At 72.2% G+C, this 25,911-nt stretch carries 22 protein-coding genes and 1 pseudogene; 12 read left to right on the plus strand and 11 right to left on the minus strand.

Going from position 1 to position 25,911, the window contains the following annotated elements; all coding sequences use genetic code 11:
• The first annotated feature begins 3 nt into the window (after positions 1-3).
• Positions 4-843: a polyprenyl diphosphate synthase gene (uppS, locus tag BJ976_RS04865; protein WP_135030963.1), complete on the plus strand. Its 840-nt coding sequence runs from the start codon at positions 4-6 to the stop codon at positions 841-843.
• 25 nt (positions 844-868) lie between these two features.
• Here the strand turns inward: uppS and BJ976_RS04870 are convergent, their stop codons facing one another.
• Positions 869-1,936: an alpha/beta hydrolase gene (locus BJ976_RS04870; protein WP_135030964.1), complete on the minus strand. Its 1,068-nt coding sequence runs from the start codon at positions 1,934-1,936 to the stop codon at positions 869-871.
• Between the two features lie 85 nt (positions 1,937-2,021).
• On the opposite strand from BJ976_RS04870, the gene BJ976_RS04875 reads away from it, so the two are divergent.
• The gene (locus BJ976_RS04875) at positions 2,022-3,152 is read left to right on the plus strand and encodes a quinone-dependent dihydroorotate dehydrogenase (RefSeq protein WP_135030965.1); all 1,131 of its coding nucleotides are present in this window, start codon (positions 2,022-2,024) and stop codon (positions 3,150-3,152) included.
• Positions 3,153-3,176: 24 nt separating this feature from the next.
• On the opposite strand, the gene BJ976_RS04880 is transcribed toward BJ976_RS04875, so the two are convergent.
• A complete protein-coding gene (locus tag BJ976_RS04880) occupies positions 3,177-3,842 on the minus strand; it encodes a DUF3043 domain-containing protein (protein WP_229667045.1) in 666 nt (221 codons plus the stop codon).
• A 40-nt stretch (positions 3,843-3,882) separates the two neighbouring features.
• On the opposite strand from BJ976_RS04880, the gene BJ976_RS04885 reads away from it, so the two are divergent.
• The 5 genes from BJ976_RS04885 to BJ976_RS04905 all read left to right on the plus strand — a co-directional run bounded on the left by BJ976_RS04885 (position 3,883) and on the right by BJ976_RS04905 (position 9,136).
• A complete protein-coding gene (locus tag BJ976_RS04885) occupies positions 3,883-5,319 on the plus strand; it encodes a dipeptidase (RefSeq protein WP_135030967.1) in 1,437 nt (478 codons plus the stop codon).
• Positions 5,320-5,437: 118 nt separating this feature from the next.
• Positions 5,438-5,830: an iron-sulfur cluster insertion protein ErpA gene (erpA, locus tag BJ976_RS04890; RefSeq protein ID WP_135030968.1), complete on the plus strand. Its 393-nt coding sequence runs from the start codon at positions 5,438-5,440 to the stop codon at positions 5,828-5,830.
• Positions 5,831-6,111: 281 nt separating this feature from the next.
• Positions 6,112-7,029 carry an aa3-type cytochrome oxidase subunit II gene (ctaC, locus tag BJ976_RS04895; protein WP_376698709.1) on the plus strand — a complete coding sequence of 306 codons (918 nt, stop codon included), beginning with the start codon at positions 6,112-6,114 and terminating at the stop codon, positions 7,027-7,029.
• A complete protein-coding gene (ctaD, locus tag BJ976_RS04900) occupies positions 7,029-8,738 on the plus strand; it encodes an aa3-type cytochrome oxidase subunit I (RefSeq protein WP_135027383.1) in 1,710 nt (569 codons plus the stop codon). Before ctaC ends, ctaD begins: the two co-directional genes overlap by 1 nt.
• Positions 8,735-9,136: a cytochrome c oxidase subunit 4 gene (locus BJ976_RS04905; RefSeq protein ID WP_135027386.1), complete on the plus strand. Its 402-nt coding sequence runs from the start codon at positions 8,735-8,737 to the stop codon at positions 9,134-9,136. Before ctaD ends, BJ976_RS04905 begins: the two co-directional genes overlap by 4 nt.
• A gap of 1,486 nt (positions 9,137-10,622) precedes the next feature.
• Here the strand turns inward: BJ976_RS04905 and qcrB are convergent.
• The 4 genes from qcrB to ctaE all read right to left on the minus strand — a co-directional run bounded on the left by qcrB (position 10,623) and on the right by ctaE (position 15,005).
• Entirely contained in the window at positions 10,623-12,323 is a 1,701-nt protein-coding gene (gene qcrB, locus BJ976_RS04910) for a cytochrome bc1 complex cytochrome b subunit (RefSeq protein ID WP_135027389.1), read from the minus strand.
• A complete protein-coding gene (qcrA, locus tag BJ976_RS04915; RefSeq protein ID WP_135027392.1) occupies positions 12,320-13,405 on the minus strand; it encodes a cytochrome bc1 complex Rieske iron-sulfur subunit in 1,086 nt (361 codons plus the stop codon). Before qcrA ends, qcrB begins: the two co-directional genes overlap by 4 nt.
• 69 nt (positions 13,406-13,474) lie before the next feature.
• Positions 13,475-14,281 carry a cytochrome bc1 complex diheme cytochrome c subunit gene (gene qcrC / locus BJ976_RS04920; RefSeq protein ID WP_135027394.1) on the minus strand — a complete coding sequence of 269 codons (807 nt, stop codon included), beginning with the start codon at positions 14,279-14,281 and terminating at the stop codon, positions 13,475-13,477.
• An 85-nt stretch (positions 14,282-14,366) separates the two neighbouring features.
• Positions 14,367-15,005: an aa3-type cytochrome oxidase subunit III gene (gene ctaE / locus BJ976_RS04925; protein ID WP_438803590.1), complete on the minus strand. Its 639-nt coding sequence runs from the start codon at positions 15,003-15,005 to the stop codon at positions 14,367-14,369.
• A gap of 182 nt (positions 15,006-15,187) precedes the next feature.
• On the opposite strand from ctaE, the gene trpD reads away from it, so the two are divergent.
• Positions 15,188-16,246 (plus strand): anthranilate phosphoribosyltransferase, encoded by a 1,059-nt coding sequence (gene trpD, locus BJ976_RS04930; RefSeq protein ID WP_135027397.1) that lies wholly within the window; start codon positions 15,188-15,190, stop codon positions 16,244-16,246.
• 81 nt (positions 16,247-16,327) lie between these two features.
• On the opposite strand, the gene BJ976_RS04935 is transcribed toward trpD, so the two are convergent.
• Complete coding sequence (locus BJ976_RS04935; RefSeq protein ID WP_135027401.1) at positions 16,328-16,609, minus strand: Lrp/AsnC family transcriptional regulator; 282 nt, start codon at positions 16,607-16,609, stop codon at positions 16,328-16,330.
• A 25-nt stretch (positions 16,610-16,634) separates the two neighbouring features.
• The gene (locus BJ976_RS04940) at positions 16,635-17,078 is read right to left on the minus strand and encodes a DUF3054 domain-containing protein (protein ID WP_135027404.1); all 444 of its coding nucleotides are present in this window, start codon (positions 17,076-17,078) and stop codon (positions 16,635-16,637) included.
• A gap of 94 nt (positions 17,079-17,172) precedes the next feature.
• Between BJ976_RS04940 and BJ976_RS04945 the strand changes: the two genes are divergently transcribed.
• A complete protein-coding gene (locus BJ976_RS04945; protein ID WP_135027407.1) occupies positions 17,173-17,808 on the plus strand; it encodes a helix-turn-helix domain-containing protein in 636 nt (211 codons plus the stop codon).
• A gap of 34 nt (positions 17,809-17,842) precedes the next feature.
• Here BJ976_RS04945 and BJ976_RS04950 read toward each other — a convergent pair whose 3' ends face one another.
• Together BJ976_RS04950 and BJ976_RS04955 are read right to left on the minus strand one after the other, a co-directional pair.
• The gene (locus tag BJ976_RS04950) at positions 17,843-19,459 is read right to left on the minus strand and encodes an FMN-binding glutamate synthase family protein (RefSeq protein ID WP_135027409.1); all 1,617 of its coding nucleotides are present in this window, start codon (positions 19,457-19,459) and stop codon (positions 17,843-17,845) included.
• Positions 19,460-19,638: 179 nt separating this feature from the next.
• A complete protein-coding gene (locus BJ976_RS04955; RefSeq protein WP_135027412.1) occupies positions 19,639-20,424 on the minus strand; it encodes an alpha/beta fold hydrolase in 786 nt (261 codons plus the stop codon).
• Positions 20,425-20,468: 44 nt separating this feature from the next.
• On the opposite strand from BJ976_RS04955, the gene BJ976_RS04960 reads away from it, so the two are divergent.
• Positions 20,469-21,782, plus strand: coding sequence for a condensation domain-containing protein (locus tag BJ976_RS04960; RefSeq protein ID WP_135027415.1), 1,314 nt, complete (start codon positions 20,469-20,471; stop codon positions 21,780-21,782).
• A 24-nt stretch (positions 21,783-21,806) separates the two neighbouring features.
• Here the strand turns inward: BJ976_RS04960 and BJ976_RS04965 are convergent, their stop codons facing one another.
• Positions 21,807-23,909, minus strand: coding sequence for an oxidoreductase (locus BJ976_RS04965; RefSeq protein ID WP_135027418.1), 2,103 nt, complete (start codon positions 23,907-23,909; stop codon positions 21,807-21,809).
• 225 nt (positions 23,910-24,134) lie between these two features.
• On the opposite strand from BJ976_RS04965, the gene BJ976_RS04970 reads away from it, so the two are divergent.
• Positions 24,135-24,611, plus strand: coding sequence for an NfeD family protein (locus tag BJ976_RS04970; protein WP_135027421.1), 477 nt, complete (start codon positions 24,135-24,137; stop codon positions 24,609-24,611).
• A 43-nt stretch (positions 24,612-24,654) separates the two neighbouring features.
• Positions 24,655-25,572: pseudogene (locus BJ976_RS04975) on the plus strand (SPFH domain-containing protein); the annotation flags it as partial.
• Positions 25,573-25,911 lie beyond the last annotated feature (339 nt).

The following is a 25,911-nucleotide window of genomic DNA, read 5'->3' on the forward strand; positions in this document are numbered from 1 at the left end:
GCCATGTCCGACGTCGCCAAGGTGAGCCCGCCCCCGCACCCCTCGGGCGCCGTCGCCCCCGCCCTGGACCCCCGCTTCGTTCCGCGGCACGTGGCCGTGGTGATGGACGGCAACGGCCGGTGGGCCAACCAGCGCGGCCTGCCCCGCACCGAGGGGCACCGCGCGGGCGAGGCGGCGCTGCTCGAGGTGGTCGCCGGGGCGGTGGAGCTGGGGATCGGGCACGTGTCCGCGTACGCCTTCTCCACCGAGAACTGGTCCCGCTCGGCGGACGAGGTCCGCTTCCTCATGGGCTTCTCCCGGGACGTGCTGCGCCGCCAGCGGGACACCCTGGACTCCTGGAACGTGCGGATCCGCTGGAACGGGCGCGCCCCGCGTCTGTGGACCCCCGTGATCCGGGAGCTGCGCGAGGCCGAGGAGCTCACCCGCGACAACACCGGCACGACCCTGCATATGTGCGTCAACTACGGCTCCCGTGCCGAGATCCTCGACGGCGTGCAGGCGATCGCCGAGGAGGTCCGCGCCGGCCGGATGAAGCCGGGGGACATCTCCGAGGACACGATCACGCGCTGGCTGGACCGGGCGTACCGCTCGGGCGACAGGGACATCGACGTCACCCCGGACGTGGACCTGTTCCTGCGGACCTCGGGGGAGCAGCGCCTGTCCAACTACCTGCTCTGGCAGTCCGCCTACGCCGAGCTGCTGTTCCTCGACGTGCTCTGGCCGGACGTGGACCGGCGCACCCTCTACGCGGCCGTCGAGACCTACGCCCGCCGGGACCGGCGGTACGGGGGCGCGGTGGACGCGCCGCAGGCGGACGCGGCCGGGGGAGCAGCGGACGCCTGAGCCCGCCCGACGGCGGTCCCGCGCCTCAGTCCTCGCGGGGCGGGGCCACCGGCGCCAGCCACCGCAGGGTGTCGGCCATGGCCCGCGAGCGCACCGGCTCCGGGGAGGCGTAGACGTCGTGGAGGGCTCCGGCGTGCTGCTGCACGGTGACCTCGCGGCCCAGCCGGAGGGCGCGGCGGGCCATGGCCGAGGGGTTCAGGATGATGTCCGCGGCGAGCATGGCCTCGCCGTAGCGCAGGCCGCGGTGGCCCGTGTCGGAGACCAGGACGAGGACGGGCACGTCGATCGACAGGCCGCGTGCCACCCGTCGGTGTCCGGCCAGGACGGCGTCCAGCCAGGCGTGGGGGAGGTCGAAGGACCAGGGCGCCCGCCACGCGGGGACCAGGTCCCACTCGCCGTCCGCCTCGGCGGACAGGCTCCGCCAGTAGAAGTCGACGCGCGGCAGGCGCAGCGTGCCGTAGGGGCGGGCGCGGGCCAGCGGTCGGGTGGCGAGGCGGGCGACCGCGCGGGCCGGCGTGCCGCCGTGGGTCTGCAGCCACGGGCTGTTGAGGACCAGGGCGGCGAGGCGGCCGGGGTTCCGGTCCGCCCACAGGGAGGCCACGAGGCCGCCGGTCGAGTGGCCCAGCAACACGGGCGGCAGGGGATGGTCCCGGGCCGCAGCCGCGAGCGCCGCCGCGATGTCGGCGTCGTAGCGCCGCAGGTCGTCCGTCCAGCCCGGCGTCTGCCCCGGCCGCAGCGATCGCCCGTAGTGGCGCAGGTCCACGGCGTGGAAGGCGTAGCCGGCGTCGTCGAACGCCTCGGCGAGCGGGGCGTTGTAGAAGTAGTCGCTCCAGCCGTGGAGGGCGAGGACCGGACGTCGGTCGGGGTCGCGCTGGCCCTCGGGCGCACGCCGCCGGACCACTGTGACAATGTTCTGCCCTTGTTTGTCCTCCTCGAGACCGAGCGTGAGGCGCTCGAACCCGTCCATCCCGTCCGGGACCCACCCGCCGCCGGGGGCGTCGTCCACGAGCGGGGCACTCGCCTGATGCTGGTCTCCGGTGGTGGCCTCCGCGGCGGGACGGCGCGGCAGGCGCAGGTGGTCGCGCAGGGGCATGCCCGCCACTGTAGGCCGCCCATCGGGGCGGCGTGCGGTCGGCGGTCGGGGCGGGGCGGGGGAGCGGCCATGGGAAACTGGCCCCATGCAGCTGCCCGACCCCCGCGCCCGCGTCCAGTCCGTGCTCGACTCCTCCGCCCCCCGCCTGTACCCGCCCTTCTTCCGCGCCGTGTTCTCCGGCATGGACGCCGAGCGGGCGCACCACGTGGGCTTCGCCGGCATCCGCGCCGCCGAGCGCACCGGAGCCTCCCGGGCCCTGCGTGCCACGATGGCCCCGGACCTCGGCCTGGCCCGCACCGTCATGGGCCTGCGCTTCCCCTCGCCGTTCGGCCTGGCAGCGGGCTTCGACAAGACCGGGGTGGGCACCACCGCCCTGGCTGAGCTCGGCTTCGGGCACATCGAGGTCGGCACCATCACCGCGCAGGCCCAGCCCGGCAACCCGGCCCCGCGCCTCTTCCGCCTCCCCGCGGACCGCGCCCTGGTGAACCGGATGGGCTTCAACAACGACGGCGCCGCGGCCGTCGCCCCCCGCCTCGCCGCCACCCGGCGCACCCTCCAGGAGCGGTTCGGCGCCGTCCGTCCCGTGCTCGGGGTGAACATCGGCAAGACCAAGGTGGTCCCGCTCGAGGGAGCGGCCGAGGACTACCGGACCTCCACGCGGCTCCTCGCCCCCCACGCCGACTACCTGGCCGTCAACGTGTCCTCCCCGAACACCCCGGGGCTGCGCCAGCTGCAGGAGATCTCCGCCCTCGAGCCCATCCTGGCGGCCGTGCGGGAGGAGGCGGACCGCGTCGTCGCCGACCGCCGGGTGCCCCTGACGGTGAAGATCGCCCCGGATCTCGCGGACGAGGACGTGCGTGCCGTCGCCGCGCTGGCGGAGCGCATCGGTCTGGACGGCGTGATCGCCACGAACACCACGATCTCCCGCGAGGGTCTGACCACTCCCGCCGCCGAGGTCGAGGCCCTCGGCGCCGGCGGCCTCTCGGGCGCGCCGCTGAAGGAGCGCTCCACCGAGGTCCTCGCGGTGCTGCGTGCCGCGCTGCCGTCCGCCACCGCCCTGGTGAGCGTGGGCGGGGTGACCACCGCGGACGACGTCGCCGCCCGCCTGGACGCCGGCGCCGACCTGGTCCAGGGGTACACGGCGTTCCTGTACGAGGGACCGTTCTGGGCCGGGCGGGTCAACGCGGGCCTGGCCCGCCGCATGCGCGGCCGCTGAGCGGCGATCGGCGGACCCGGCGGATCAGGCGGGGAACTGGCCGCGCTTCACCTGGGGCTTGGGCAGACGCAGGCGCCGGAACTGCAGTGCACGCATCACGCCGTAGAAGCCGGTCCCCGGCTCGGCCGCGCCGAACTTCGCGGTGAGGCGCTTCCTGATCTGGCGGGAGAGGAAGAAGCTCTCGGCGATCACGAGGGCGACCAGGACGTAGAGCGAGATCATCAGCACGAGCTGGACCTGGGCGCCGGGGATGAACATGGCCACCACGTACAGGAGCACCACGGGCATGAGCCACTCGCCGATGCCCGTGCGCGCGTCCACGTAGTCGCGCACGAACCGCTTCTGGGGCCCGCGGTCGCGTGCCGGCAGGTTGCGCTCGTCGCCGGTCTCCAGGGCGTGGCGCTGGCGCATCCGCTCCTGGGCCGCGGCCTCCCGCTCCGCGCGGCGGGCGGCCTTGCGGTCCTCGGGCACCAGGGTGCGACGCCGTGCGGCCTCCTGGTCCTTGCGGCGCGGCGTGGGGGCGTTCTTCCCCTGGGAGCGGTCCCGGCGCGCCTCCGCCCGTCCCGAGGGGCGGGCGGCGGGCTCCCGGGAGGCCGGGCGGGTCGTGGCGTCCGGCGCGGCGGGCAGCGCAGTGGAGCCGTGGGTGGCCGGCGGGGCGTCGGTCTCGGTCTTCTTCCAGCGTTTCAGCACCGCATCAGTGTAGTGCGGGACACGTCGTAGGCTGAGGCCCATGACCGAGCACACCCCCCGCACCGCCCCCGCCGCCGCCCCGGATCCGGACCTGGTGGCCGCCGTCCGCGCCGCCGTGGACGCCCGCTTCCCGCAGATGCTGCAGACCCTCAAGGACCTCGTGGCCATCCCCGGCATGGCCTGGGACTCTGCCGACCGCTCCGTCCTGGAGCGCTCCGCCGAGACCGTGGCCGACCTGCTCCGCGAGACCGGCCTCGAGGACGTGGAGATCGCGGTCGAGGACCGCGAGGACGGCCAGCCCGGCGGTCCCGCCGTCATCGGCGGCCGGAGGGGTGGTTCCGACAAGCCCACCGTGTTGTTGTACGCCCATCACGATGTGCAGCCGATCGGTGACGAGGCCCTGTGGGACACCCCGCCGCTGGAGGCCACCGAGCGCGGGGGCCGCCTGTACGGCCGCGGCGCCGCCGACGACAAGGCGGGCATCATGGTCCACCTCGCCGCGCTGGCCGCGCTGGACGAGGTGGCTCCCGACGCCGGGCTCGGCGTCCGCGTGTTCATCGAGGGGGAGGAGGAGGCCGGCTCGCCGACCTTCCGCCCGTTCCTCGAGCGCCACCGGGACCGCCTGCAGGCCGACGCGATCGTGGTGGCCGACTCGTCCAACTGGGCCGTCGGCGAGCCCGCCCTGACCACGTCCCTGCGCGGGGTGACCAGCGGCACCGTCACCGTGCGGGTGCTGGACCACTCCGTCCACTCGGGGATGTTCGGCGGCCCGGTGCTGGACGCCGTCGTCCTGCTGTCCCGCCTGATCGCCACCCTCCACGACGCCGAGGGCGCCGTGGCCGTGCCCGGCCTCGAGCCGCGGCAGCACGCGGACGTGGCCTACGACGAGGACGTCTTCCGCGCCGACGCCGGCGTGCTGCCGGGCGTGCGCCTCGCGGGACGCGGCACGCTGGCCGACCGCCTGTGGAACGGGCCGGCGCTGAGCGTGATCGGCATCGACGTGCCCTCCGTGGACACCTCGTCGAACACCATCCAGTCCTCCGCCCGCGCCAAGATCTCGCTGCGCCTGGGCCCGGGCATGGACCCGGCTGAGGCCCAGGACGCCCTGCGCCGCCACCTCGAGGCGCAGACGGACGCCGTCCTGGGCGCGGAGATCACCTTCGAGCCGGGGGAGCAGGGCCAGCCCTTCGCCACGGACACCTCCGCGCCGGCCGCCGCGGCCATGATGGCCGCCCTCGGAGCCGCGTGGGACACCCCGGCCCGCGAGACCGGTCTCGGCGGGTCCATCCCGTTCACCGCGGACCTGCAGGAGCTGTTCCCCGACGCCACGATCCTGATCACCGGGGTGGAGGACCCCGACTCGCGGGCGCACTCCGCCAACGAGTCCCTCCACCTGGAGGACTTCCGCCGGGCGATCGTCGCCGAAGCCCTGTGGCTCGCCGGTCTGGCCGGGGTCACGGCGCCCGCCACCCGCTGACCCGCGGGCAGTCGGGGCCGGCGCCGGGGAATGATCCGGCGCCGGCCGCTGTTGACCCGGCAGACCACGCGCGGACCGCCCCGTCGGCCGCGCTCCGCACCACCCCCAGGAGGTCACGATGGCTCTGTCCGCAGAGGAGACCGGCGTCGAGATCGGCGCCACCGAGGACGCCGCCGGGCTGCCGCCCCACGAGGTCGAGCTGACCGACGTGGCGGCCGTCAAGGTCCGCGCACTGCTCGAGCAGGAGGGCCGCACCGACCTGCGCCTGCGCGTGGCCGTCCAGCCGGGCGGCTGCTCCGGCCTGATCTACCAGCTCTACTTCGACGAGCGCGTGCTCGACGGCGACACCGTCCGCGACTACGACGGCGTCGAGGTCATCGTGGACAAGATGAGCGTCCCCTACCTGATGGGCGCCACCATCGACTTCGAGGACACCATCTCGAAGCAGGGCTTCACGATCGACAACCCCAACGCCGTGGGCTCCTGCGCCTGCGGCGACTCGTTCCACTGAGCCGCCGGCCGGCGGCCGGGGCCCGGCTCTGAGGCCCCCGCCGCCCCGACGTCGGGCCGCACCCCCCGCCCGGGGGTGCGGCCCGACGTCGTCCCGGCGGCGGGCCCGTGCCGGCGGGACACGGCCGACCGTGTCACGGTGCGGCCAATCCGGCCTGATCGGCTTAGACTGGCTCCTGAATCATCAGGGCATACCCGTCCCTCCTGACAGGAACCTGCGAAACCTCGCAGGATCCTGGGGGCGGCGCCCACTCGCACACGAGATGAAGAGGAAGGCCGTCTGTGAGAGCACAGAATGACGCCGGACGTCGGACTCGCCGCCGCATCACCGCCGGGGCCCTCGGGGCCACGGCGATGGTCGTGCTGTCCGGCTGTTCGGCAGAGGCACAGCGTGGCTGGCTCCCGGGCACCCGGGAGACGACCAACCACAACGCGCAGCTCACCGACCTGTGGGTCAACTCCTGGATCGCGGCCCTGGCCGTCGGCCTGCTCGCCTGGGCGGCCATGATCTGGTGCATGGTGGCCTACCGCCGTCGGAAGAACGACCAGGGGTTCCCCAAGCAGACGGCCTACAACGTGCCGATCGAGACCATGTTCACGGTCCTGCCGATCCTCATGGTGTTCACCCTGTGGGGCTTCACCGACCGCGTGCAGACCTCCGTGGACACCCCGATCGACGACTCACCGCTGACCGTGCAGGTCCACGGCAAGCAGTGGTCCTGGGACTTCTCCTACTCGTACCAGCAGCCGAACGGCGAGGTGAAGGAGGCCCATTACCAGGGCATCCAGGCACAGCTCGACGGCGCCGAGGGCGTGCAGGACACCCTGCCCACGCTGTACCTCCCCGAGGACGTGCCGGTGCACTTCGAGCTGAAGTCCCGCGACGTCGCGCACTCCTTCTGGATCCCGCAGTTCCTCCAGAAGCGCGACATGCTCCCCGGCAAGACCAACCACCTGTACCTCACCCCGCAGGAGCAGGGCTCCTTCGACGGCAAGTGCGCCGAGCTCTGCGGCGAGTTCCACTCGGAGATGCTCTTCAACGTGGAGGTCGTCGACGAGGCGACCTTCGTGCAGAAGCTCGACGAGCTGGAGCCGGGTCTGGTGGGCGACGAGTACAACCGCAACCCCAACAACAACCCTGACGGCGCCCGGGAGATGGAGGTCGACCTCCAGACCCCCCGCGGTGGAGGTAGCCACTGATGACCACTTACGAGTACGCAACGGATGAGGTGCGCTCACAGGCGCAGCCTCGCGTGGTGCCCCGTTCCCTGGGCAAGATCGCCGTCAGCTGGCTGACGACGACCGACCACAAGGTCCTCGGGTACATGTACCTGATCGTGTCCTTCTTCTTCTTCTGCGTGGGCGGCGTCATGGCCCTCATGATCCGCGCGGAGCTCTTCGAGCCCGGCATGCAGATCCTGCAGACGAAGGAGCAGTACAACCAGCTCTTCACGATGCACGGCACGATCATGCTCCTCATGTTCGCGACGCCGCTGTTCGTGGGCTTCGCCAACGTGCTGGTGCCGCTCCAGATCGGCGCCCCGGACGTGTCCTTCCCGCGTCTGAACGCCCTGGCCTTCTGGTTCTTCCTCTTCGGCTCGCTGATCGCGTGCGCCGGCTTCCTCACCCCGCAGGGTGCGGCCTCGTTCGGCTGGTTCGCCTACGCTCCGCTGTCCGACACCACCTACTCGCCCGGCGTGGGCGGCGACCTCTGGGTCTTCGGCCTGGCCCTCCAGGGCTTCGGCACCATCATGGGCGGCGTCAACTTCATCACCACGATCCTGACCATGCGTGCCCCGGGCATGACGATGTGGCGCATGCCGATCTTCACCTGGAACACGCTGATCACGGCCATCCTGATCCTGATGGCGTTCCCGCCCCTGGCCTCCGCGCTCTTCGCGCTGGGTCTGGACCGTCGCTTCGGCGGCCACATCTTCAACCCGGAGAACGGCGGCGCCGTCCTCTGGCAGCACCTCTTCTGGTTCTTCGGCCACCCCGAGGTGTACGTGATCGCCCTGCCGTTCTTCGGCATCGTGTCCGAGATCGTCCCGGTGTTCTCCCGCAAGCCGATCTTCGGCTACAAGTCCATCGTGTTCGCGACGACGGCGATCGCCGCGCTCTCCATGACCGTGTGGGCGCACCACATGTACGTGACCGGCTCCGTCCTCCTGCCGTTCTTCTCCGTGATGACCATGCTCATCGCGGTCCCCACCGGCGTGAAGTTCGTGAACTGGATCGGCACCATGTGGCGCGGCTCCATCACCTTCGAGAACCCCATGCTGTGGACCCTCGGCTTCATGGTGACCTTCCTGTTCGGCGGCCTGACCGGCGTGATCCTGGCGTCCCCGCCGCTGGACTTCCACGTGTCCGACACCTACTTCGTGGTGGCGCACTTCCACTACGTCATCTTCGGCACCGTGGTGTTCGCGATGTTCGCGGGCTTCTTCTTCTGGTGGCCGAAGTTCACCGGCAAGATGCTGAACGAGCGTCTCGGCAAGGTGCAGTTCTGGCTCCTGTTCGTGGGCTTCCACGGCACGTTCCTCATCCAGCACTGGCTGGGCGTCATGGGCATGCCGCGCCGGTACGCGGACTACATGGTGGAGGACAACTTCGCCACCATGAACGCGTTCTCCACGGTCTTCTCCTTCATCCTCGGCGCCTCGCTGATCCCGTTCTTCTGGAACGTCTACGTCACGAGCCGCTACGGCAAGAAGGTCACCGTGGACGACCCGTGGGGCTTCGGCGCCTCCCTGGAGTGGGCCACCTCGTGCCCGCCGCCGCGTCACAACTTCCACGCGCTGCCGCGGATCCGGTCGGAGCGTCCCGCGCTGGACCTGCACCACCCGGAGCTGTCCCACTACTCGCCGCAGGCCGAGCCTGAGGCGTTCGGAGAGAAGGTGTCCTCGTGAAGGTCTCCGCCATCATCTTCTGGATCCTCGGCGTCTTCTTCGTCTTCGCCGCCACCCTCTACGCGTTCTGGGTGGACTGGACGGAGTGGGCCGGCATCCCCGCCATCTACGCCCTCGCCGCCATGTCATGGATGATCGCCTGGTACGTGCAGTCCACGGACAAGCGCCACGGCCTCGGCCCGTCGGATGACGTGGACGGCGAGATCACCGAGTACGCCGGGACGTACGGCACCTTCGCCCCGTCCAGCTGGTGGCCGCTGGGCGTGGCCACCGCCTGCGCCCTGATCGTCACTGGCCTGGCCATCGACTGGTGGATCCTGCTCCTCGGCGTCGTCGCCGGTGTGTACTTCACCTACGGCTGGGTCTACGAGTTCTCGCGCGGCAAGTACGCGCACTGATCCCTTCGGGACCATCCTCGACGCCGACGCCCGGCTCCCCTCGACGGGGAGCCGGGCGTCGGCGTCTGCGCGCCAGGGAGCAGATCGCCCGACCCACGGGTGCGCACGCCGTCCCCCGCAGCTGAAGCGGGATGCTGTCGCACCCGTCCAGGCTCAGGCCCCGGCAGGCGCTCTCCGGTGTGCAGCAGGGGAGGCCTGCATGATCCGAGGCGACGGGCCGAACGACCTCTCCCTCCGCGTGGCCACGGGCCGGGACCGGGGTGTCCGAGCGGCCGGACACCGGCGGCTCCGCCCCGCTGGCGCGCCCAACCGAGTCGGCGTCTGAGATGGGCGCGGTTCTGCGGGATCTGAGCACGAGGATGGGTGATGGGTCCCGGGCCACGCGTTCACGCCTGCGTCGGCGCCCTACGCCCTCCTGCGTCCGGACGTGAGGTGCCTCTGCCACGTCGCCGGGACACCGGGCACGGGGATGGATTCGGGGTGGCGGGTGCGGCCAGGCACGTCGCGCCGGGAGCGACGGCCCGCCAGGCCGTGGTCCGGGAGGCACCGGAGCGGCAGGGCGTCGACATCGCCTCCGAGGCCCTCGACCCGGTCGTGGTCACCCAGGGAGCGAACGCGGTCGCGCTGCCTCGGCAACAGCGCGTGGACCGGTGCTGGCCCTGACGAGAGGGGCCAGGGCAGCCGCGGGTCTGCGAGCCGGTCAAGCCCTCCGATCGGGGATGGTTCCCGTTCACCGACGGCACCGGTCGCCGACGGGCGCACCGGGGCGCGCCCATGGGGCCCCAGGGGCAGGAGGGCCGAGATGAACACGCCCTGGGCCGCCGACGCGGCCACTCACCTGAGCGGATTCGGGGAGAAGACCTGGTCCCCTCGGACGGGGGTCTCGACACCATCATCGGTGAGCCGGCCATCGACGCGCCCGGGACTGACCGCAGGGGACCCGGCATCAGCACGGCCAGATGCCGTCGCCGGACCTTCGACCCGGGAGATGCTCGTGGAAGGCAGCCGCCGGTGTCACCGGCCAGGGTCGCCTCGAGACCCTGAGCCTTCTCTCCCTCGAAGGAGCTCAGCAGGAGTGGCGCACCCGAACGCAACGACCGAGGCACGTGGTGAGCGTGGCGTACCAGGGCAGGATCACCGCAACGGCGACTACTGGCAGGATCGGAGCAACCTGGACGGCCCAGCAGACCCTGGTGGACAGGCGGAGGCGGCTGAGGAGGCGGCTGGCGACGTCGGCGGTTCAGGATCGCCATGGGGTGCCGTCGACCGTGGGCGACTCGTGCTCCCCGAGGCAGCGGGGCGCGACCCAGAACATGTACGGCCTGCCACCGACGTCCGATGCGTCATGAGGTGTGGCGCGGACCGCCTGCATCCCCGCCCGGGCGGTCCACCCGCTCCGAGGTGCGGATGACGCACCCGTAGCATGCCGGAGGGCCCCCGGCATCCATGGATGCCGAGGGCCCTCGTGGAGTCGCCACGTCTCAGATCAGCGGGCGATCTCCGGGTTCGAGCCGCCGTTGCGAGCACCGACGCCGACCGGCTCGGGGTGGTCGCCGTGACCGCCGTGCAGGCGGGACTCGACGAGCTCCTCGCGGGTCACGGGGGACACGCGCTCCTCGTAGAACATCCGGTTCAGGCCGGCACGGGCCTTCTCCAGACCGGAGATCTTCCCGTTGCGTCCCGGAGTCGCCGGGGTCGGACGAGTGTCCTCGAAGGACACGAGGCGGTAGAGCTCGAAGTCGTCCAGCTGACGGTGACGCTCGTGGAAGCCGCCCTCGGGCGACATCTCGATCACGCCGGCCTCGTGGCCGTGCAGGACCGTCTCACGGTCCCGGCGCTGCAGCGACAGGCAGATGCGGCGGGTGATGATGAACGCCAGCACCGGGCCGAGGAAGAACAGCGCACGCAGGGTGTACAGCACGTCGTTGAAGGCCACGTGGAAGTGCGTGGCGATGAGGTCCGACGACGCGGCGATCATCATCACGGAGTACCACACCACGGCCGCCACGCCGATCGCGGTCCGCGTGGGGGCGTTGCGCGGGCGGTCGAGCAGGTGGTGCTCGCGGTCGTCCTTGGTGATCCACCGCTCGATCCAGGGCCACGAGATCATGCTGATGATCAGGATGGTCACGGGGATGAGGGGGATGAGCACACCCAGCGGAAGGGACACGCTGGCGCCCCACGGCATCGGGATGTTCCACAGGAAGGAGAAGTCGCCGATCATGCCCGGCATGAGACGCAGGGCGCCGTCGAACACGCCGATGTACCAGTCGGGCTGGGTGCCGGCGGAGACGGGGGAGGGATCGTACGGGCCGTAGTTCCAGATCGCGTTGATGGTCACCGTCGAGGCGATGAGGGCCAGGATGCCGAAGACGATGAAGAAGAAGCCGCCGGCCTTGGCCGCGTACACCGGACCGACCGGGTAGCCGACCACGTTGTTCTCCGTGCGGCCCGGGCCCGGGTACTGGGTGTGCTTGTGCACGACCACCATGAACAGGTGGATGCCGATCAGCAGCAGGATCGCCGCGGGCACAATCATGATGTGCAGCGCGTAGAGGCGGCCGATCACGGAGTAGCCCGGGAACTCGCCGCCGAACAGGAACGCGGAGAGGTAGGAGCCGACGAGCGGCAGGGACTTCAGGATGCCGTCGATGATGCGCAGGCCGTTGCCGGACAGCACGTCGTCCGGCAGGGAGTAGCCGGTGAAGCCCGCGGCCCAGCCGGCCAGGAGCAGGAAGCAGCCCACGACCCAGTTCAGCTCACGCGGGCGACGGAACGCGCCCGTGAAGAAGATGCGGAGCATGTGCACCGACATTGCCATCACGAACACCAGGGCGGACCAGTGGTGCAGCTGTCGCATGAACAGGCCGCCACGGATGTCGAACGAGATGTCGAGCGACGAGGCGTACGCGGCGGACATCTCGATGCCACGCATCGGGGCGTAGGCCCCGTTGTACGTGACGTGGGACATGGACGGGTCGAAGAAGAAGGTGAGGAAGGCGCCGGACAGCAGCAGGATGATGAAGCTGTAGAGGGCGACCTCGCCGAACATGAACGTCCAGTGATCCGGGAAGATCTTCCGGGCGAAGAACTTGACGATCGGGGACATCCCCGTGCGTGTGTCGATGAAGTTCGCCAGGCGGCCAGTGCTGGTGGCCGGCTGGTACTGATTGACTGCAGTGCTCATGACTGTTCGCCACGCTCCCAGTAGACAGGCCCGACGGGCTCGGTGAAATCGCTGCGAGCGACGAGGTAGCCCTCGTCGTCCACAGTGATCGGCAGCTGCGGCAGCGCGTGGCTGGCAGGGCCGAAGATGACCTTGCACTCCTGCGTCAGGTCGAAGGTCGACTGGTGGCAGGGGCAGAGCAGGTGGTGGGTGTGCTGCTCGTAGAGGGCGATGGGGCAGCCCACATGCGTGCACACCTTGGAATAGGCGAAGATGCCGTCCACGTTCCAGTCCTCACGGCCCGGGGTGATGTCCACCTTGGACGGGTCGAGGCGCATGACCAGGACGACGGCCTTGGCCTTCTCGTTGAGCTTGCCGTGCTCCACGTCGTTGAGGCCGTCCGGGATGACGTGCAGGGCGGAGCCCAGGGTGACGTCCGAGGCCTTGATGGGGGAGCCGGTGGGGTCGCGTACGAGGCGCACGCCCTCGGCCCACATGGTGTGGCGCAGGCGCTCGGGGCCGAAGTTGTTCACGGCGCGGTCCGAGAAGTTGTCCGTGTTGTCCAGGTCGCGGAAGGCGAAGATGAACGGCAGCGGGGCCAGCAGGGCGGCGCCGATCAGAGTGTTGCGCAGCAGCGGGCGACGCTTGATCTGCGACTCGTCGAGGATGTCCGCGATCATGCCCTGGGCGGCGGCGCGGTCGGCCTCCGTGCGGATCTCGTGCCGTTCCTCGACCGTCTCATGGTCCGGCATCAGGGTCTTGGCCCAGTGGACCACGCCGATGCCGATGCCGAGCATCGCCAGGGCGACGCCCAGTCCGAGGAGCAGGTTCTGCAGGTAGAGCAGACCGAAGTCCTCGTCGTTGCCGATCTGTCCGACGCCGAAGTAGCCGATGAAGAACAGGACCGTGCCGATCACGGAGATCAGGAAGAAGACCGAGACCTGGCGCTCAGCGCGCTTCGCCGCCCGCGGATCCTCGTCTGCCAGACGCGGACGGTGCGGGGGGAGGCCCGGGTTCTCGATGGCGTACCGGGGCGTGTCCGCTCCGGCGTGCTCGAGGGCGGCCGAGTGTGCCCCGGACCCTTCGTAGCCCTTCTCGCCCATATGACCAGTTTCCTTTGCTCGAGTGATGGATGTCGTGTCGTGTGCGGGGCGCGCGGGGCCCCGGCGGGATCAGGAGGAGCGGCTCGTGAGCCAGACCATGAAACCGACGAGCAGCGCGAGACCGGCCGTCCAGACGAACAGACCCTCGGCCACCGGGCCGATGGAGCCCAGCGCGAGGCCGCCCGGCGACCCGTTGTTCTCGATGGTCTTGAGGTAGGCGATGATGTCGCGCTTGTCCTCGGGCTTGAGGTTGGCGTCGGAGAACACGGGCATGTTCTGCGGGCCGGTCTCCATGGCCTCGTAGATGTGCTTCTCCGAGACGTCCTGCAGGCTCGGGGCATACTTGCCGCGCGTCAGGGCTCCTCCGGCGGCGGCGGCGTTGTGGCACATGGCGCAGTTGATGCGGAAGAGGTCGCCACCCTTGGCGACGTTCACGCCTTCGGCGTTGACGTCCAGGTACTGCTCCTCCGGCACGCCGGGTCCGGCGCCGAGCGAGGCCACGTAGGCGGCGAGCTGCGCGGTCTGCTCCTCGGAGAACTGGTTGGGCTTGCGCTGGGCCTGAGGGCCGTTCATCTGCATCGGCATGCGGCCGGTGCCCACCTGGAAGTCGACGGAGGCGGCGCCGACACCTACAAGAGAGGGGCCCGCGGGGCCGCCGACGGCGCCCGTCCCGTGGCAGGACGCACAGTTCGCGTTGAACAGCTTCTCGCCCTCAGAGATGTCATCAGCCGAGGCGGCCGCGGTGACCTGCGTGGCCGCCTGCGCCTGGTTCACGGTGCTCGCGACGGAGTACAGTCCGCCGGTCACCAGGAGTCCCAGCAGGAGGAGCGCCAGCCCCATCAGGGGATGGCGTCGGTTCTGCGAAAGTGCCTTCACGGGGTTTCCTATCGTGTGTCTTCCGGGCGGGGGCGCTGGCGCCCCGTCAGTGCCCGTACCTCTGGTCGGTGCGGTGGGGGGCGTCTTACTTGAGGAAGTAGACGATGAAGAAGAGGGCGATCCAGACGACGTCGACGAAGTGCCAGTAATAGGACACGACGATCGCGGACGTGGCCTCGTGGTGGCCGAAGCGACGGGCAAGGAAGGCGCGTCCGATGATGAAGAGGAACGCGATGAGGCCGCCGGTCACGTGGATCGCGTGGAAGCCGGTGGTGATGTAGAACGCCGAGCCGTACGCGTGGGCGGCGATCGTCACGCCCTCGGTCACCAGGGTGGCGTACTCGAAGGCCTGCACGGCCACGAACACGGAGCCCATGATGAAGGTGAGGATGAACCACTCCACCATGCCCCAGCTCTTGAAGGAGAACAGGCCGCCGGTGCGGCGGGGCTGGAGGCGCTCGGCGGCGAGGACGCCGAACTGGGCGGTGAAGGAGGAGAGGACCAGGATCGCGGTGTTGACGGCCGCGAGGGGCACGTTGAGGATCGCGGTGTTCTCCGCCCACAGCTCCGGCGACGTGGAGCGCAGCGTGAAGTACATGGCGAAGAGCCCACCGAAGAACATGAGCTCGCTGGCAAGCCACACCATGGTTCCGACCTGGACCATGTTCGGCCGGCTCGGGAGCCCCGTGGTGGGCGTGTGGAGAGTGGAGGTTGCAGTGGTCACCCATCCATTATGGCCCCAAACACGTGCCATCGGGTAACCAGAACGTATCGTGTCGCGCCACGTCCGAAGCCTCCCAGCGACCATCTCGGGGAGAACCCGGGGCGGATGTCCAGCATGCGTCCAGGTCGGCCGCCATCCGTCGCACGCCCTGCGGTCCCGCCCCTCGGGGATAGGGTCCAGGGGTGAGCACTGCAGACGAGAACCGCGAGATCCCGGATGCCACATGGCCGGAGGTGTTCCGCCGGCTGACGCTGGGGGAGGATCTGGACGACCGCACGGCCGCCTGGGCCATGGGGGAGATGATGTCCGGCGATGCCACCGAGGCCCAGGTGGGGGCGTTCCTGCTGGCCCTGGCCGCCAAAGGCGAGACCGTCGCCGAGCTGCGCGGACTCACCGACGCCATGGTGGCCAGGGCTCGACCCGTCCACGTGCAGGGGGAGACGCTGGACATCGTGGGCACGGGCGGCGACCGTCTGGGCACGGTGAACCTGTCCACCATGTCCTCGCTCGTGGCCGCCGGCGCCGGGGCCCGCGTGGTCAAGCACGGCAACCGCGGGGCGTCCTCGACCGCGGGCGCCGCGGACGTGATCGAGGCGCTGGGCGTGGACCTGTCCATGCCCAGTGAGAAGGCCGAGGAGTGCGCAGAGGCGGTCGGCATCACCTTCCTCTTCGCGCAGAACTACCACCCGTCCATGAAGTACGTCGCCCCGGTGCGCAAGCAGCTCGGCGTGCCCACGGTGTTCAACTTCCTCGGCCCGCTCAGCAACCCCGCCCAGGTCACCGCTCAGGCGCTCGGGTGCTCGAACGAGGTCATGGTTCCGCTGCTGGCGCAGGTCCTCGCCGACCGCGGAGTGCGCGGCTTCGTCTTCCGGGGCTCGGACGGCCGCGACAAGATCACCACGTCCGGGCCCTCCACCGTCATGGAGGTGCGCGGCGGGGTCACGGCCCATGAGCTGGACCCCCGCGACCTCGGCGTGGGACTGACATCGGTCGAGGCCCTCGCGGGCCGGGACGGCGCGTACAACGCGACGATCGTCCGGGCACTGCTCGCGGGGGACAGGGGGCCGGTGCGGGACGCCGTGCTGCTCAACGCGGCTGCGGGGTTGACCGCATGGGACGGCGAGGCCGAGGGGCCGTTGATGGACCGCCTCGCCCGGAACATGGAGCGCGCCACCGAGTCGATCGACTCCGGCGCCGCGGCGGACGTCCTGGACCGCTGGGTCCGCTTCAGTCGCAGCTGACCGCGGCGCGGTCCACCACGACGCCGGCCCGGCCCGAGGATCGCACCTCGCCCGGGGCCGTCGTCGGGTCTGCGCAGGCGGTCAGCCGTCGAACCCCAGGGCCCAGCCCTCGCCGAGGTCCTCGGACGAGTACGTGCGGAACGCGAGCATCGTCTCCGTGTCCTGGATCCCCTCGACCTTGGAGAGCTGATCGGCGATGACGTCGCTCAGGTCCTCGTAGTGCTTCAGGCGGACCATGGCCACGAGGTCCCACGCGCCGGTGACCGAGTAGACGGAGCTCACTCCGTCCAGCGCGGCCAGCGTCTGCGCCGTCTCCGGGATGGAGGACTTGTCGGTCTTGATCATCACGATTGCCGTGACCATGAGGTGCCTTCCGTCGGGGCCGGGGTCACCTCGATCCTAGGGCGCGGGAGACCGCCCGACGGCCCAGGAGGACCAGCGCGAGCACTGAGGCCGCGACCAGGATGAAGGACAGCGGGGCACCGCCCAGGCCCCACCACACGCGCAGGAAGAGTCCGAGCCCGAGGGTGGTCAGCCACACGACGATGCCGTGGGGCCACAGGCGGTCCCAGGAACGGGGGAACCATGTCAGGAGCGAGCCGGCGAGGAGACCCACGAGGAAGGGTGAGGCGGTCATGAGGAGACCCGCGAGCCCGTCGGTGGTGCTGTGCTCCTGGCGGCCGACGGCCACGAATCCGACGACGAGGGCCAGGTCCACTCCGAACGCCAGCCAGGGCCGTGTCGACCGACGGGCCGGCGGTCGGCCGCTGCGCGGACGGGGATCAGGGTGGGGGTCTGGGGAGGAGGAAGACGTGGTGCGGGCGGTGTCCATGCGTCGATTCTCGGGCATCGCCGCGCAGCGCGGCCGAGCACCCTCTATGGTGGGCCCATAGGACAAGGCCCAGTCATTGTCATAGGAGGAGACGGTGTTCCACGTCGCGTTGTGCGGGCCGAAGGGGGAGAACGTCGCGCTGCTCGATGCATTGAACGGCAGGGGAGCGGCGGGCAGTACGACGGCCCCGTTCCGAACCGTCCAGGTCGACGGCATCGGCGGGGACGTCCTCGTCGGCCGCATGGCGGGAGGGGCGGATGCCGTCGGGGTGCTGCTGAGCGCCGTGCGGTCCCGGCGATGGATCGGCGCGCTCGTGGTCGTCGGGCGGACGGACACGGTCGGCGCGCCCCCCGACGGCAGCGCGGAGGCACCGTGCGAGACGGGGCACGCCCTGGTGCGCGCGGCCCGTCGCAGCGGACGCACCGCGGTGGCGCTGTCCGGCGCAGCAACGGAGAGGGCCGCCGGGGATGCCGGCCTGCAGTCGGACCTGCGGTCCGTGGAGGCCACCCTGGATCTGATCGCCGTGCTCGAGGCGCGGCGTTCGGCGCCGCAGCAGTCCGCGGGGCGGCTCGTCGACGCCGGCCTCAGCCAGCGGGAGGCGGCGGTCGAGCTGGGGGTGAGCCAGCAGGCCGTGCACTCACGGCTGCGGAACGGTCTGTGGAACGAGACGCGCCTGGCCCTGGATGGGCTCCTGCCGATCCTGGAACGACTGGGGCGCACGGGGGACTGACCCCCGTGCGCCCCGGTCGGGGTCCGTCAGCCCGTCACTGGGTGGTCGTGTCCGCCGCGTCGTCCTCGGGCAGCTGCTCGTGCTGCACCACCTGCTCCTCGGCCGGGCGGCCGTCCTCGGACTCCACCATGATCCGGGTGATCTCGGCAGCGATCTCCGGACCGGGCACGCCCCAGCCGTCCTCGTAGCCGTACACCTCGCGGAGGGAGACATGCGTGCGGGTGTGCTCCACGAAGTCGACGTCGTCGGGTCCGAGCAGGCCCGGATGGGGGACGCCCGCCGCCTCCGAGACCTTGAGCAGGTCTCGACGGAGGGTCTGGACGTAGCGGGCCAGTCGCGGCGCCTTGTCCTCGGGGACGAGACCCCGCGAGAGCCAAGGATTCTGCGTCGCGACTCCGGCCGGGCACTTGTCCGTCTGGCACTTCTGCGCCTGGATGCAGCCGATGGCCAGCATGGCCTCACGCGCCACGTGGATCATGTCCACGCCGAGGGCGAAGGCGACGATCGCGTTGTCCGGCAGACCGAGCTTGCCCGCGCCGATCCAGGTGACACGGTCCTGGAGGCCGCGCGAGGCGAAGATCGAGTAGACCTCGGTGAACGCCACCCGGAACGGGAAGGCCACGCTGTCGGAGAAGGTCAGGGGAGCGGCGCCGGTGCCGCCCTCGCCGCCGTCGATGGTGATGAAGTCGACCCCGCGGCTGCCGTCGGCCATCAGTTCCGCGAGCTCCACCCAGAAGTCACGCTCGCCCACGGCGGACTTGATGCCCACGGGGAGGCCGGTGCGGTCAGCGACCATCTCGACGAAGTCGAGCATCTCGTCCACGGACGAGAACGCGGAGTGCCGCGACGGGCTGGCGACGTCCTTGCCCTCCTCGACGCCGCGGATCCGCGCGATCTCCTCCGTCACCTTGGCGCCCGGCAGGTGCCCTCCGAGGCCCGGCTTGGCGCCCTGGCTGAGCTTGATCTCGATGGCGCGCACGGGGGCGGACTCGACGACGTCGGCGAGGCGGTCGAGGTCGAAGTTGCCCTGCGCGTCGCGGCAGCCGAAGTAGCCGGTGCCGATCTGCAGGATGAGCTCGCCGCCCTGGCGGTGGTGGTCGGAGAGGCCGCCTTCGCCCGTGTTGTGCAGGAAGCCGGCGAGGGCCGCGCCCTGGTTGATGGCGGAGATGGCCTGCGCGCTGAGCGAGCCGAAGGACATGGCGGACACGTTCACCACGGACGCCGGGCGGAACGCGTGGCGGCGACCCCGAGGACCCCCGAGCACCTTGGCGCTCGGCAGGGTCTGGGACGGGTCCAGCGCCAGGGCGGACAGCGGGGCCACGGTCGAGAACGTCCGGTGCTTGACCACCGGGTACGTGGTGTTCTCCACATCGTTGTCCGTGCCGAACCCGAAGTAGTTGTTGGCTCCCTTGGCGGACGAGTACACCCAGCTGCGCTGGTCGCGGCTGAACGGGCGTTCCTCGTTGTTGCTGGCCACGATGTACTGGCGCAGCTCGGGGCCGATGCGCTCAAGCGCGTAGCGGGCGCGCGCGAGCACCGGGAAGTTGCGGAGCAGCGTGTGCTGCTTCTGGAACACGTCGTTCACGGCGACGCCGGTGACTCCGGCGGCGAGGGTGGAGGCCGCCGCGGCGGCGAGGGTCTTCGGGTTCATGCGCCCACTCTGCGCCACAGCGGAGCGGTCAGCCAGTCGCGATGCGCGGGAGGAGTCGGGTCGGGGGAGCCGCCACGCGGCTTAGTTGACATAATGCCTATTATCGGCGAACTTGGCACCCTGCACGTGGGCGCGGATTCCGACGTGCCGCGCCCTTGGCCAGTCTGTAGGTCGGCCCGTCACCCGACGACGTCGTCCAGCCACCGGGCCGTGCGACGCGGCCAGTCCCGCGTGTCGTCCGGGGTGCGCGCCACCATCAGCTCACTGCCGCGGATGAGTGCCTGGAGCTGTTCGGCCGTGCTCAGCGGATGCGTGACGTCCTCCACCCAGGCCTGGATCAGCACCGGCATCTCCAGGGCCGCGAGGTCGGCCGGAGCTGGCAGGTCGCTCAGCGCCGCCCCGCGGTAGACGGACGGCAGCAGCCGCTCGGTGACCTCGGGTGTAGTGTCGTCCGGCCCGAGGGCCGCCGGCGCCCGCACGTGCGCGGCCTGCGCCGCACCGAGGAACCTGTGCAGACCATGTGTCTCCACGGCCCGGGCCGCCGCCTCGTACGTCCCGGCCTTCGCGGCACGCGTGGACCAGGCGGTCGGCGGCAGCGTCAGCACCAGCGCACGGAACCGCTCCGGCTCGCGCACGGCCAGGTGCATCAGCGTCCCGGACCCCATGGACACGCCCGCGCCGACCACCGACTCTCCGGGGGCGACGTCGTCGAGCAGCTCGGCGAGGTCGCTCGCCAGGGCGCTCCACCGGTAGTCCTCGGGCACGGGCCGCCCCGTGGACCGACCGTGCCCGCGGGCGTCGTACGCCAGCACCCGGCGATCCCCCAGCTCCCGGGTGACGTCCACCCCCAGCAGCGCGTCGCGTCGCCGGGAGGAGGTCAGCCCGTGCAGACGCACCACCGTGGGCCCGCGCATGCCGACCGTCGAGTGGTCCAGGACCGCCCCGGACGTCTCGAACCGTGCCATTCCGGGCCTCCTCGGTGCTCTCGCCAGCGCCCTAGACTAGCGCCATGCGCCTGACCAACGTGGCCCACCTGCGCCTGCCGTTCGGTCCCCTGTGGACGTATCGGCTCGAGGTCGGCTCCCCCGGCGCGGCACTCCCCCTGTCCGCGGACCAGGCCCGGCACGTCGGCGAGGGCCCGCGGGCGGGCTCCTGGATGGCCCTGGCCCTCCGGTTGCCCGCGCCCGTCCAGCGCGAGGTCCTCTCCCGCGCGTGGCACGCGGTGGTCGAGCGGCACGGCACCCTGCGCACGGTCGCCCTCCTCGACGACGACGGCGTGCCCTCCCTGCACGAGGTCCCCGTCCTCGGCGGGGCCTGGGTGGAGCACCCGGTGCGGGCGGGCCAGCCGATGCACGTGGCCGTCCGGCGCCTGCTCGACGAGGCCTGCTCACCCGAGCAGACCCCGTCCCATCGGCTCAGCGTCATCGAGACGATGGACGGGCCCGTGGTGCTGATCGCGTCGGACCACGCGCACGTGGACATGTGGAGCTTCCTCGTGCTGCTGCGGGACCTCCTGGACGCCGTGCAGGCCCTGCGGGAGGGACGGGACCCGGCACTGGGGACGGCGCCGTCCTTCGGGGAGCACACGGTCCTGCAGGCCGAGCGGCCCGCCCCGTCCCCGGAGGAGGCCGCCCGCTGGCACGGGATGCTCCAGGAGTGCGGGGGCCACTTCCCGGTGTTCCCCCTGCCGCTCGGGGCGGACTCCCCCGTCCCGGAGCGGGTGGAGGTGCGGGACGTGCTCGACGTGGTCGGCAACGAGGCGCTGGCCGACGCGGCGGCCGGCCAGGGCGTCTCCTCGCTCGCCCTCGTGGTCTCCGTGCTCGCCGAGGTCACCGGGCGCCTGGCCGGGTCCCCGCTGCGCGCCCTCTTCCCCGTGCACACGCGGCTGGATCCGCGCTGGCACGACTCGGTGGGCTGGTTCATCGCGAACTCCGTGCTCGCCCCCGCGTCCGCCTGCGCCGCGGACGCGGCCGCCGCCGTGCGGGAGGCCGTGCGCCTCGGACGTCCGCGCCTCGACCCGGTGCTGTCCCGCTACCCCGACGCCGGCGCCGTCCCCGGCATGTTCGCCCTCTCCTGGCTGGACCTGCGCCGGCTGCCGGTGGCGGTGGACTCGCGGCGGGTGCAGGCCGAGCTGGTGAGCGCGCGGATCCGGACGGACAACGTGATGGTGTGGTTCGTCTCGGACGGCACCGGGCTGCACCTGCGGTGCCGCTATCCGGACACGGACACCGCGCGCGCCTCGGTGGGCACCTGGCTCGACGCCGTGGTGGCCGGGGTGCGCGAGCGCGCCGTCGGCCCCGCCGCGCCGCCGGCAGGCCGCTGAACCCCCGGCCCCCCGGCCCCCCGGTCAGCCGGTCACCGCGCGCACGGCCGCGTCCATGGCCCGGTAGGCGTCCAGCTCCCGCGCGTCCTCCGCGCCCCCCACGGTGCGCACCGCCCCGGCCAGATAGCCGGCCGCCACGAGATCCCCGGCGAGGCCGGCCTCCGGCTCCTGGCCCGCGCACACCACCACGTCCGTCACGTCCAGCACGCGCGGCACGCGCTCGTCAGGTCCGTCTCCCGGAACGGTAATGTGCAACCCGTCCTCGGACAGCCGTTCGTACGCCACGCCGCTCATCCGCTCCACGCCGAGGGCGGCCAGCTCCGCGCGGTGCACCCACCCGGACGTGGGACGCAGTCGGGACCCGATCGGCTCGGGCGAGCGCTGCAGCAGCACGACCTCGCGGGCTGGGGTACGCGGCGCCCGCTCCGTCAGGCCACCGCGCACGGACGGGTCGTCCGTGACGCCCCAGCGCGCCCGCCACGCCGTGATCGGCTCGGGCTCCCCCGGCCGCTCCCCCTCCGGGGCGGCGAGCAGCTGCGCGACGTCCACCCCGACGCCGCCGGCGCCCACCACCGCCACGCGGGGCCCGCACGAGACACGGCCGGCGACGACGTCGTCGTAGGCGTGCACGGCCGGGACGCCCGGCTCCCCCATCCCCGGCAGGTCGACGGCTCGGGGCCGGACCCCGGCGGTCACCAGGACCTCGTCGAACGCGGGGGCGCCGTCATCGGTCAGGAGCGTGTCGACGGTGACCGCTGTCCCGGTGCGCAGGTCCACCCCGGCGGCGACCGCGCGGGCGCGCAGGTGCTCCAGGGCCGGGGCGAACTCCTCCTTGCCGGGGATCCGGCGGGCCAGGCGGAACTGCCCGCCCACCTCGTCCGCCGCCTCGTAGAGCACGACGTCGTGGCCGAAGCCGGCGGCTCGATGGGCCGCCGTCAGCCCCGCCGGCCCCGCTCCGACGACGGCGATGCGCCGCCGCCGCCCGAGCGCCACGGGGACGGGCCGGGCGTAGCGCGGATCGGTCTCCCGGCCGGCCCGCGGGTTCATCAGGCAGCTCACCGGCCGCCCGACCATGACGTGGTCGAGGCACGCCTGGTTGCAGGCGATGCACGGGGTGAGGTGCTCCGCGCCGGGCCGCCCGATGCTCCGCACCCAATCCGGGTCGGCCAGCAGCGGACGGGCGAGCCCCACGAGGTCGGCGGCGCCGGCGGTGAGGGCCGCCTCGGCGTCGGCGGGGGTGGTCAGCCGGTTGGCCGCGATGACGGGGATCCCGACGGCGGCGCGCACGCGGGCGGTGGCGTCCAGGAAGGCGGCCCGGGGCACGGACGTGAGCACGGTGGGCACCCGGGACTCATGCCAGCCCACGCCCGTCATCAGCAGGTCGGCCCCCGCGGCCTCGAAGGCGGCGGCCGCGGCCAGCACCTCCTCGCCGTCCTGGCCGTCGGCCACGAGGTCCGTCACCGAGGTCCGGACGGACAGCAGCCCGTCCTCCCCCAGCGCGCCGCGCACCGCCGCCACCACCTCCTGGGGGAACCGGCGCCGGCGCGCCGCGTCCCCGCCGTAGGCGTCCGTGCGGCGGTTGGTGGCCGGGGCCAGGAACTGGTTGAGCAGGTACCCCTCGGAGGCCATCACCTCGACGCCGTCGTAGCCGGCCGACCGGGCCAGCGCGGCGGACCGGGCGTACGCGGCCACCAGCTCCGCGATCTCCCCCACCGTCAGGGCATGCGCGGTGTGCCGGGAGATCGGGGCCCGCGTGGCGGAGGCGGACACCAGGTCCGCGCCGCGGGCATACCGGCCCGTGTGCAGCAGCTGGGCGAGGATCCGCCCGCCGGCCGCGTGGACGGCGTCCGTGACGGTCCGGTGCGCCCGGGCGTCCTCCTCCGTGGCGAGCAGGCCCGCTCCGGGCGCCACAGCCCCCTCCGGGGTGACGCCCAGACCGCCGGTGACGATCAGCCCGACCCCGCCGACGGCGCGCTCGGCGTAGAAGGCGGCGAGGGCTCCGAGGTCCTCCACGCGGTCCTCGAGGCCGAGGTGCATCGACGCCATGACGACGCGGTTGGGCAGGGTCGTCCCGCGCACGGTGATGGGCTCCAGGAGCGGGGAGGCGGGCGGGGCCGACGATGTCATGCCCATCACACTAGCGGCTCCGCGGGGAATGCCGCCGAGTGCGCCTCGCCCTGCCGTCTACCGGTCGGGCGGTCCCCTGCCGGGTGCGCCGGGGACCGATGTGGGGCAGGATGGGGTCATGGGCCGGTCCGGGGTCGCCCACGGGCGGCGCCCAGGCACCGGGCCCGACGGCATGCGCGTGGGCGACCCGCCCGCGGCGCCGCGACGGACGGGGAGGTCGATCGCGTGGAGTGGTTCGAGGCGAACGCGGGATGGCTGTGGTTCGCGGCCGCCGGCGTGCTGGCCGGGGTGGAGCTGCTGACCCTGGACCTCGTCCTCGTCATGCTCGCGGCCGGGGCCGCCGCGGCCGGGGCGGCCGCGCTCGCGGGCGCCGGCGTCGGGGTCCAGGTGGCCGTGTTCGCCGCCGCGAGCCTGCTCATGCTGGCCGCCGTGCGCCCCGTGGCCCTGCGCCATCTGCGCAAGGACACCGGCGCCTCCGCCTCCTACCTCGACGGCCTGATCGGCCGCCGCCTCACCGCCGACTCCCCCGTGACCGAGGAGCAGGGCGTCCTCACCGTGGACGGCGAGACCTGGTCCGCCCGGGTCGAGCCCGGCGCCCGCCCCGCCGCCCCCGGCCAGGAGGTCACCGTCCTCGCGGTGTCCGGCGCCCACCTGGTGGTCCGCGCCGCCCCCGTCATCGACTGGGACGCCCCGCAGCCCTGACCCGCCCTGACCCGCCCCTGACCACCCCATCGAAGGGAACCCCATGGAGACACTCATCGTGCTGGCGGTGCTGGCCGTCCTGGTCGTCGTCGTGCTGGCCTCGTCCGTCAAGATCATCCCGCAGGCCCGCACCGCGAACATCGAGCGCCTGGGCAAGTACCAGCGCACCGCCGGAGCCGGCCTCACGCTGATCATCCCGTTCATCGACCGGATGCTGCCCCAGGTGGACATGCGCGAGCAGGTGGTGTCGTTCCCGCCGCAGCCCGTGATCACCGAGGACAACCTCGTGGTCTCGATCGACACGGTGGTGTACTTCCAGGTGACAGACGCGAAGGCCGCCACCTACGAGATCGCCAACTACATCCAGGCCGTCGAGCAGCTCACCACCACCACCCTGCGCAACGTGGTGGGCGGCATGAACCTGGAGGAGGCGCTGACCTCCCGCGACTCGATCAACTCCCAGCTGCGCGGCGTCCTGGACGACGCGACCACCCGCTGGGGTCTGCGCGTCTCCCGGGTGGAGCTCAAGGCGATCGACCCGCCCATGTCCATCCAGGACTCCATGGAGAAGCAGATGCGCGCCGAGCGCGACCGCCGCGCCGCGATCCTCACCGCCGAGGGCACCAAGCAGGCCGCGATCCTCACCGCCGAGGGCGAGCGCCAGGCGCAGATCCTCGCCGCCGAGGGCGATGCCCAGGCCCGCGTGCTGCGCGCCAACGCGGAGGCGGAGGCCATCCAGGTGGTGTTCGACGCGATCCACGAGGGCGAGGCCGACTCCGAGGTCCTCGCCTATCAGTACCTGCAGCAGCTCCCCCGGATCGCCGAGGGCACGTCGAACACCATGTTCGTCGTCCCGGCCGAGCTCACCCGCGCCCTCGAGGGGCTCGGGGACGCGTTCGGCCCCGGCCGGGACGCCGGCTCCTCCTCCTCTCCGGCGTCCGATGACGGCGACGCGCGCCCGGCCCGCCGCACCGGGCGGGGCTCCTCCACCCGGGGCCAGGACCGGCCCCGCGGCCCGCGCGAGGGCCGACCGACCACCGCTGAGGCGCTCCGCGCCGCGGGCGTGCCCGAGGCCCTGACCGCGGGCACCGCGGTGCCGGAGGCGCTGCAGGACACCACGCTGGACGAGGCCCTGGCCACCCCGACCGGCCTCGAGGACCCCCTCCCCGCCGTCGACCCCGAGCGCCGCCGCGGCCCGGGAATGGCATGAGAGAATCGGTGGTTGCACCGAGGAGGAAGTGAGCCGCCGCGGCGGCCCGGGGGCGCCCCGCACGGGGCCCCGGCGCCGCGGCCCGAGGAG

It is taken from the genome of Micrococcus flavus, assembly GCF_014204815.1.
Lineage (GTDB): Bacteria > Actinomycetota > Actinomycetes > Actinomycetales > Micrococcaceae > Micrococcus > Micrococcus flavus.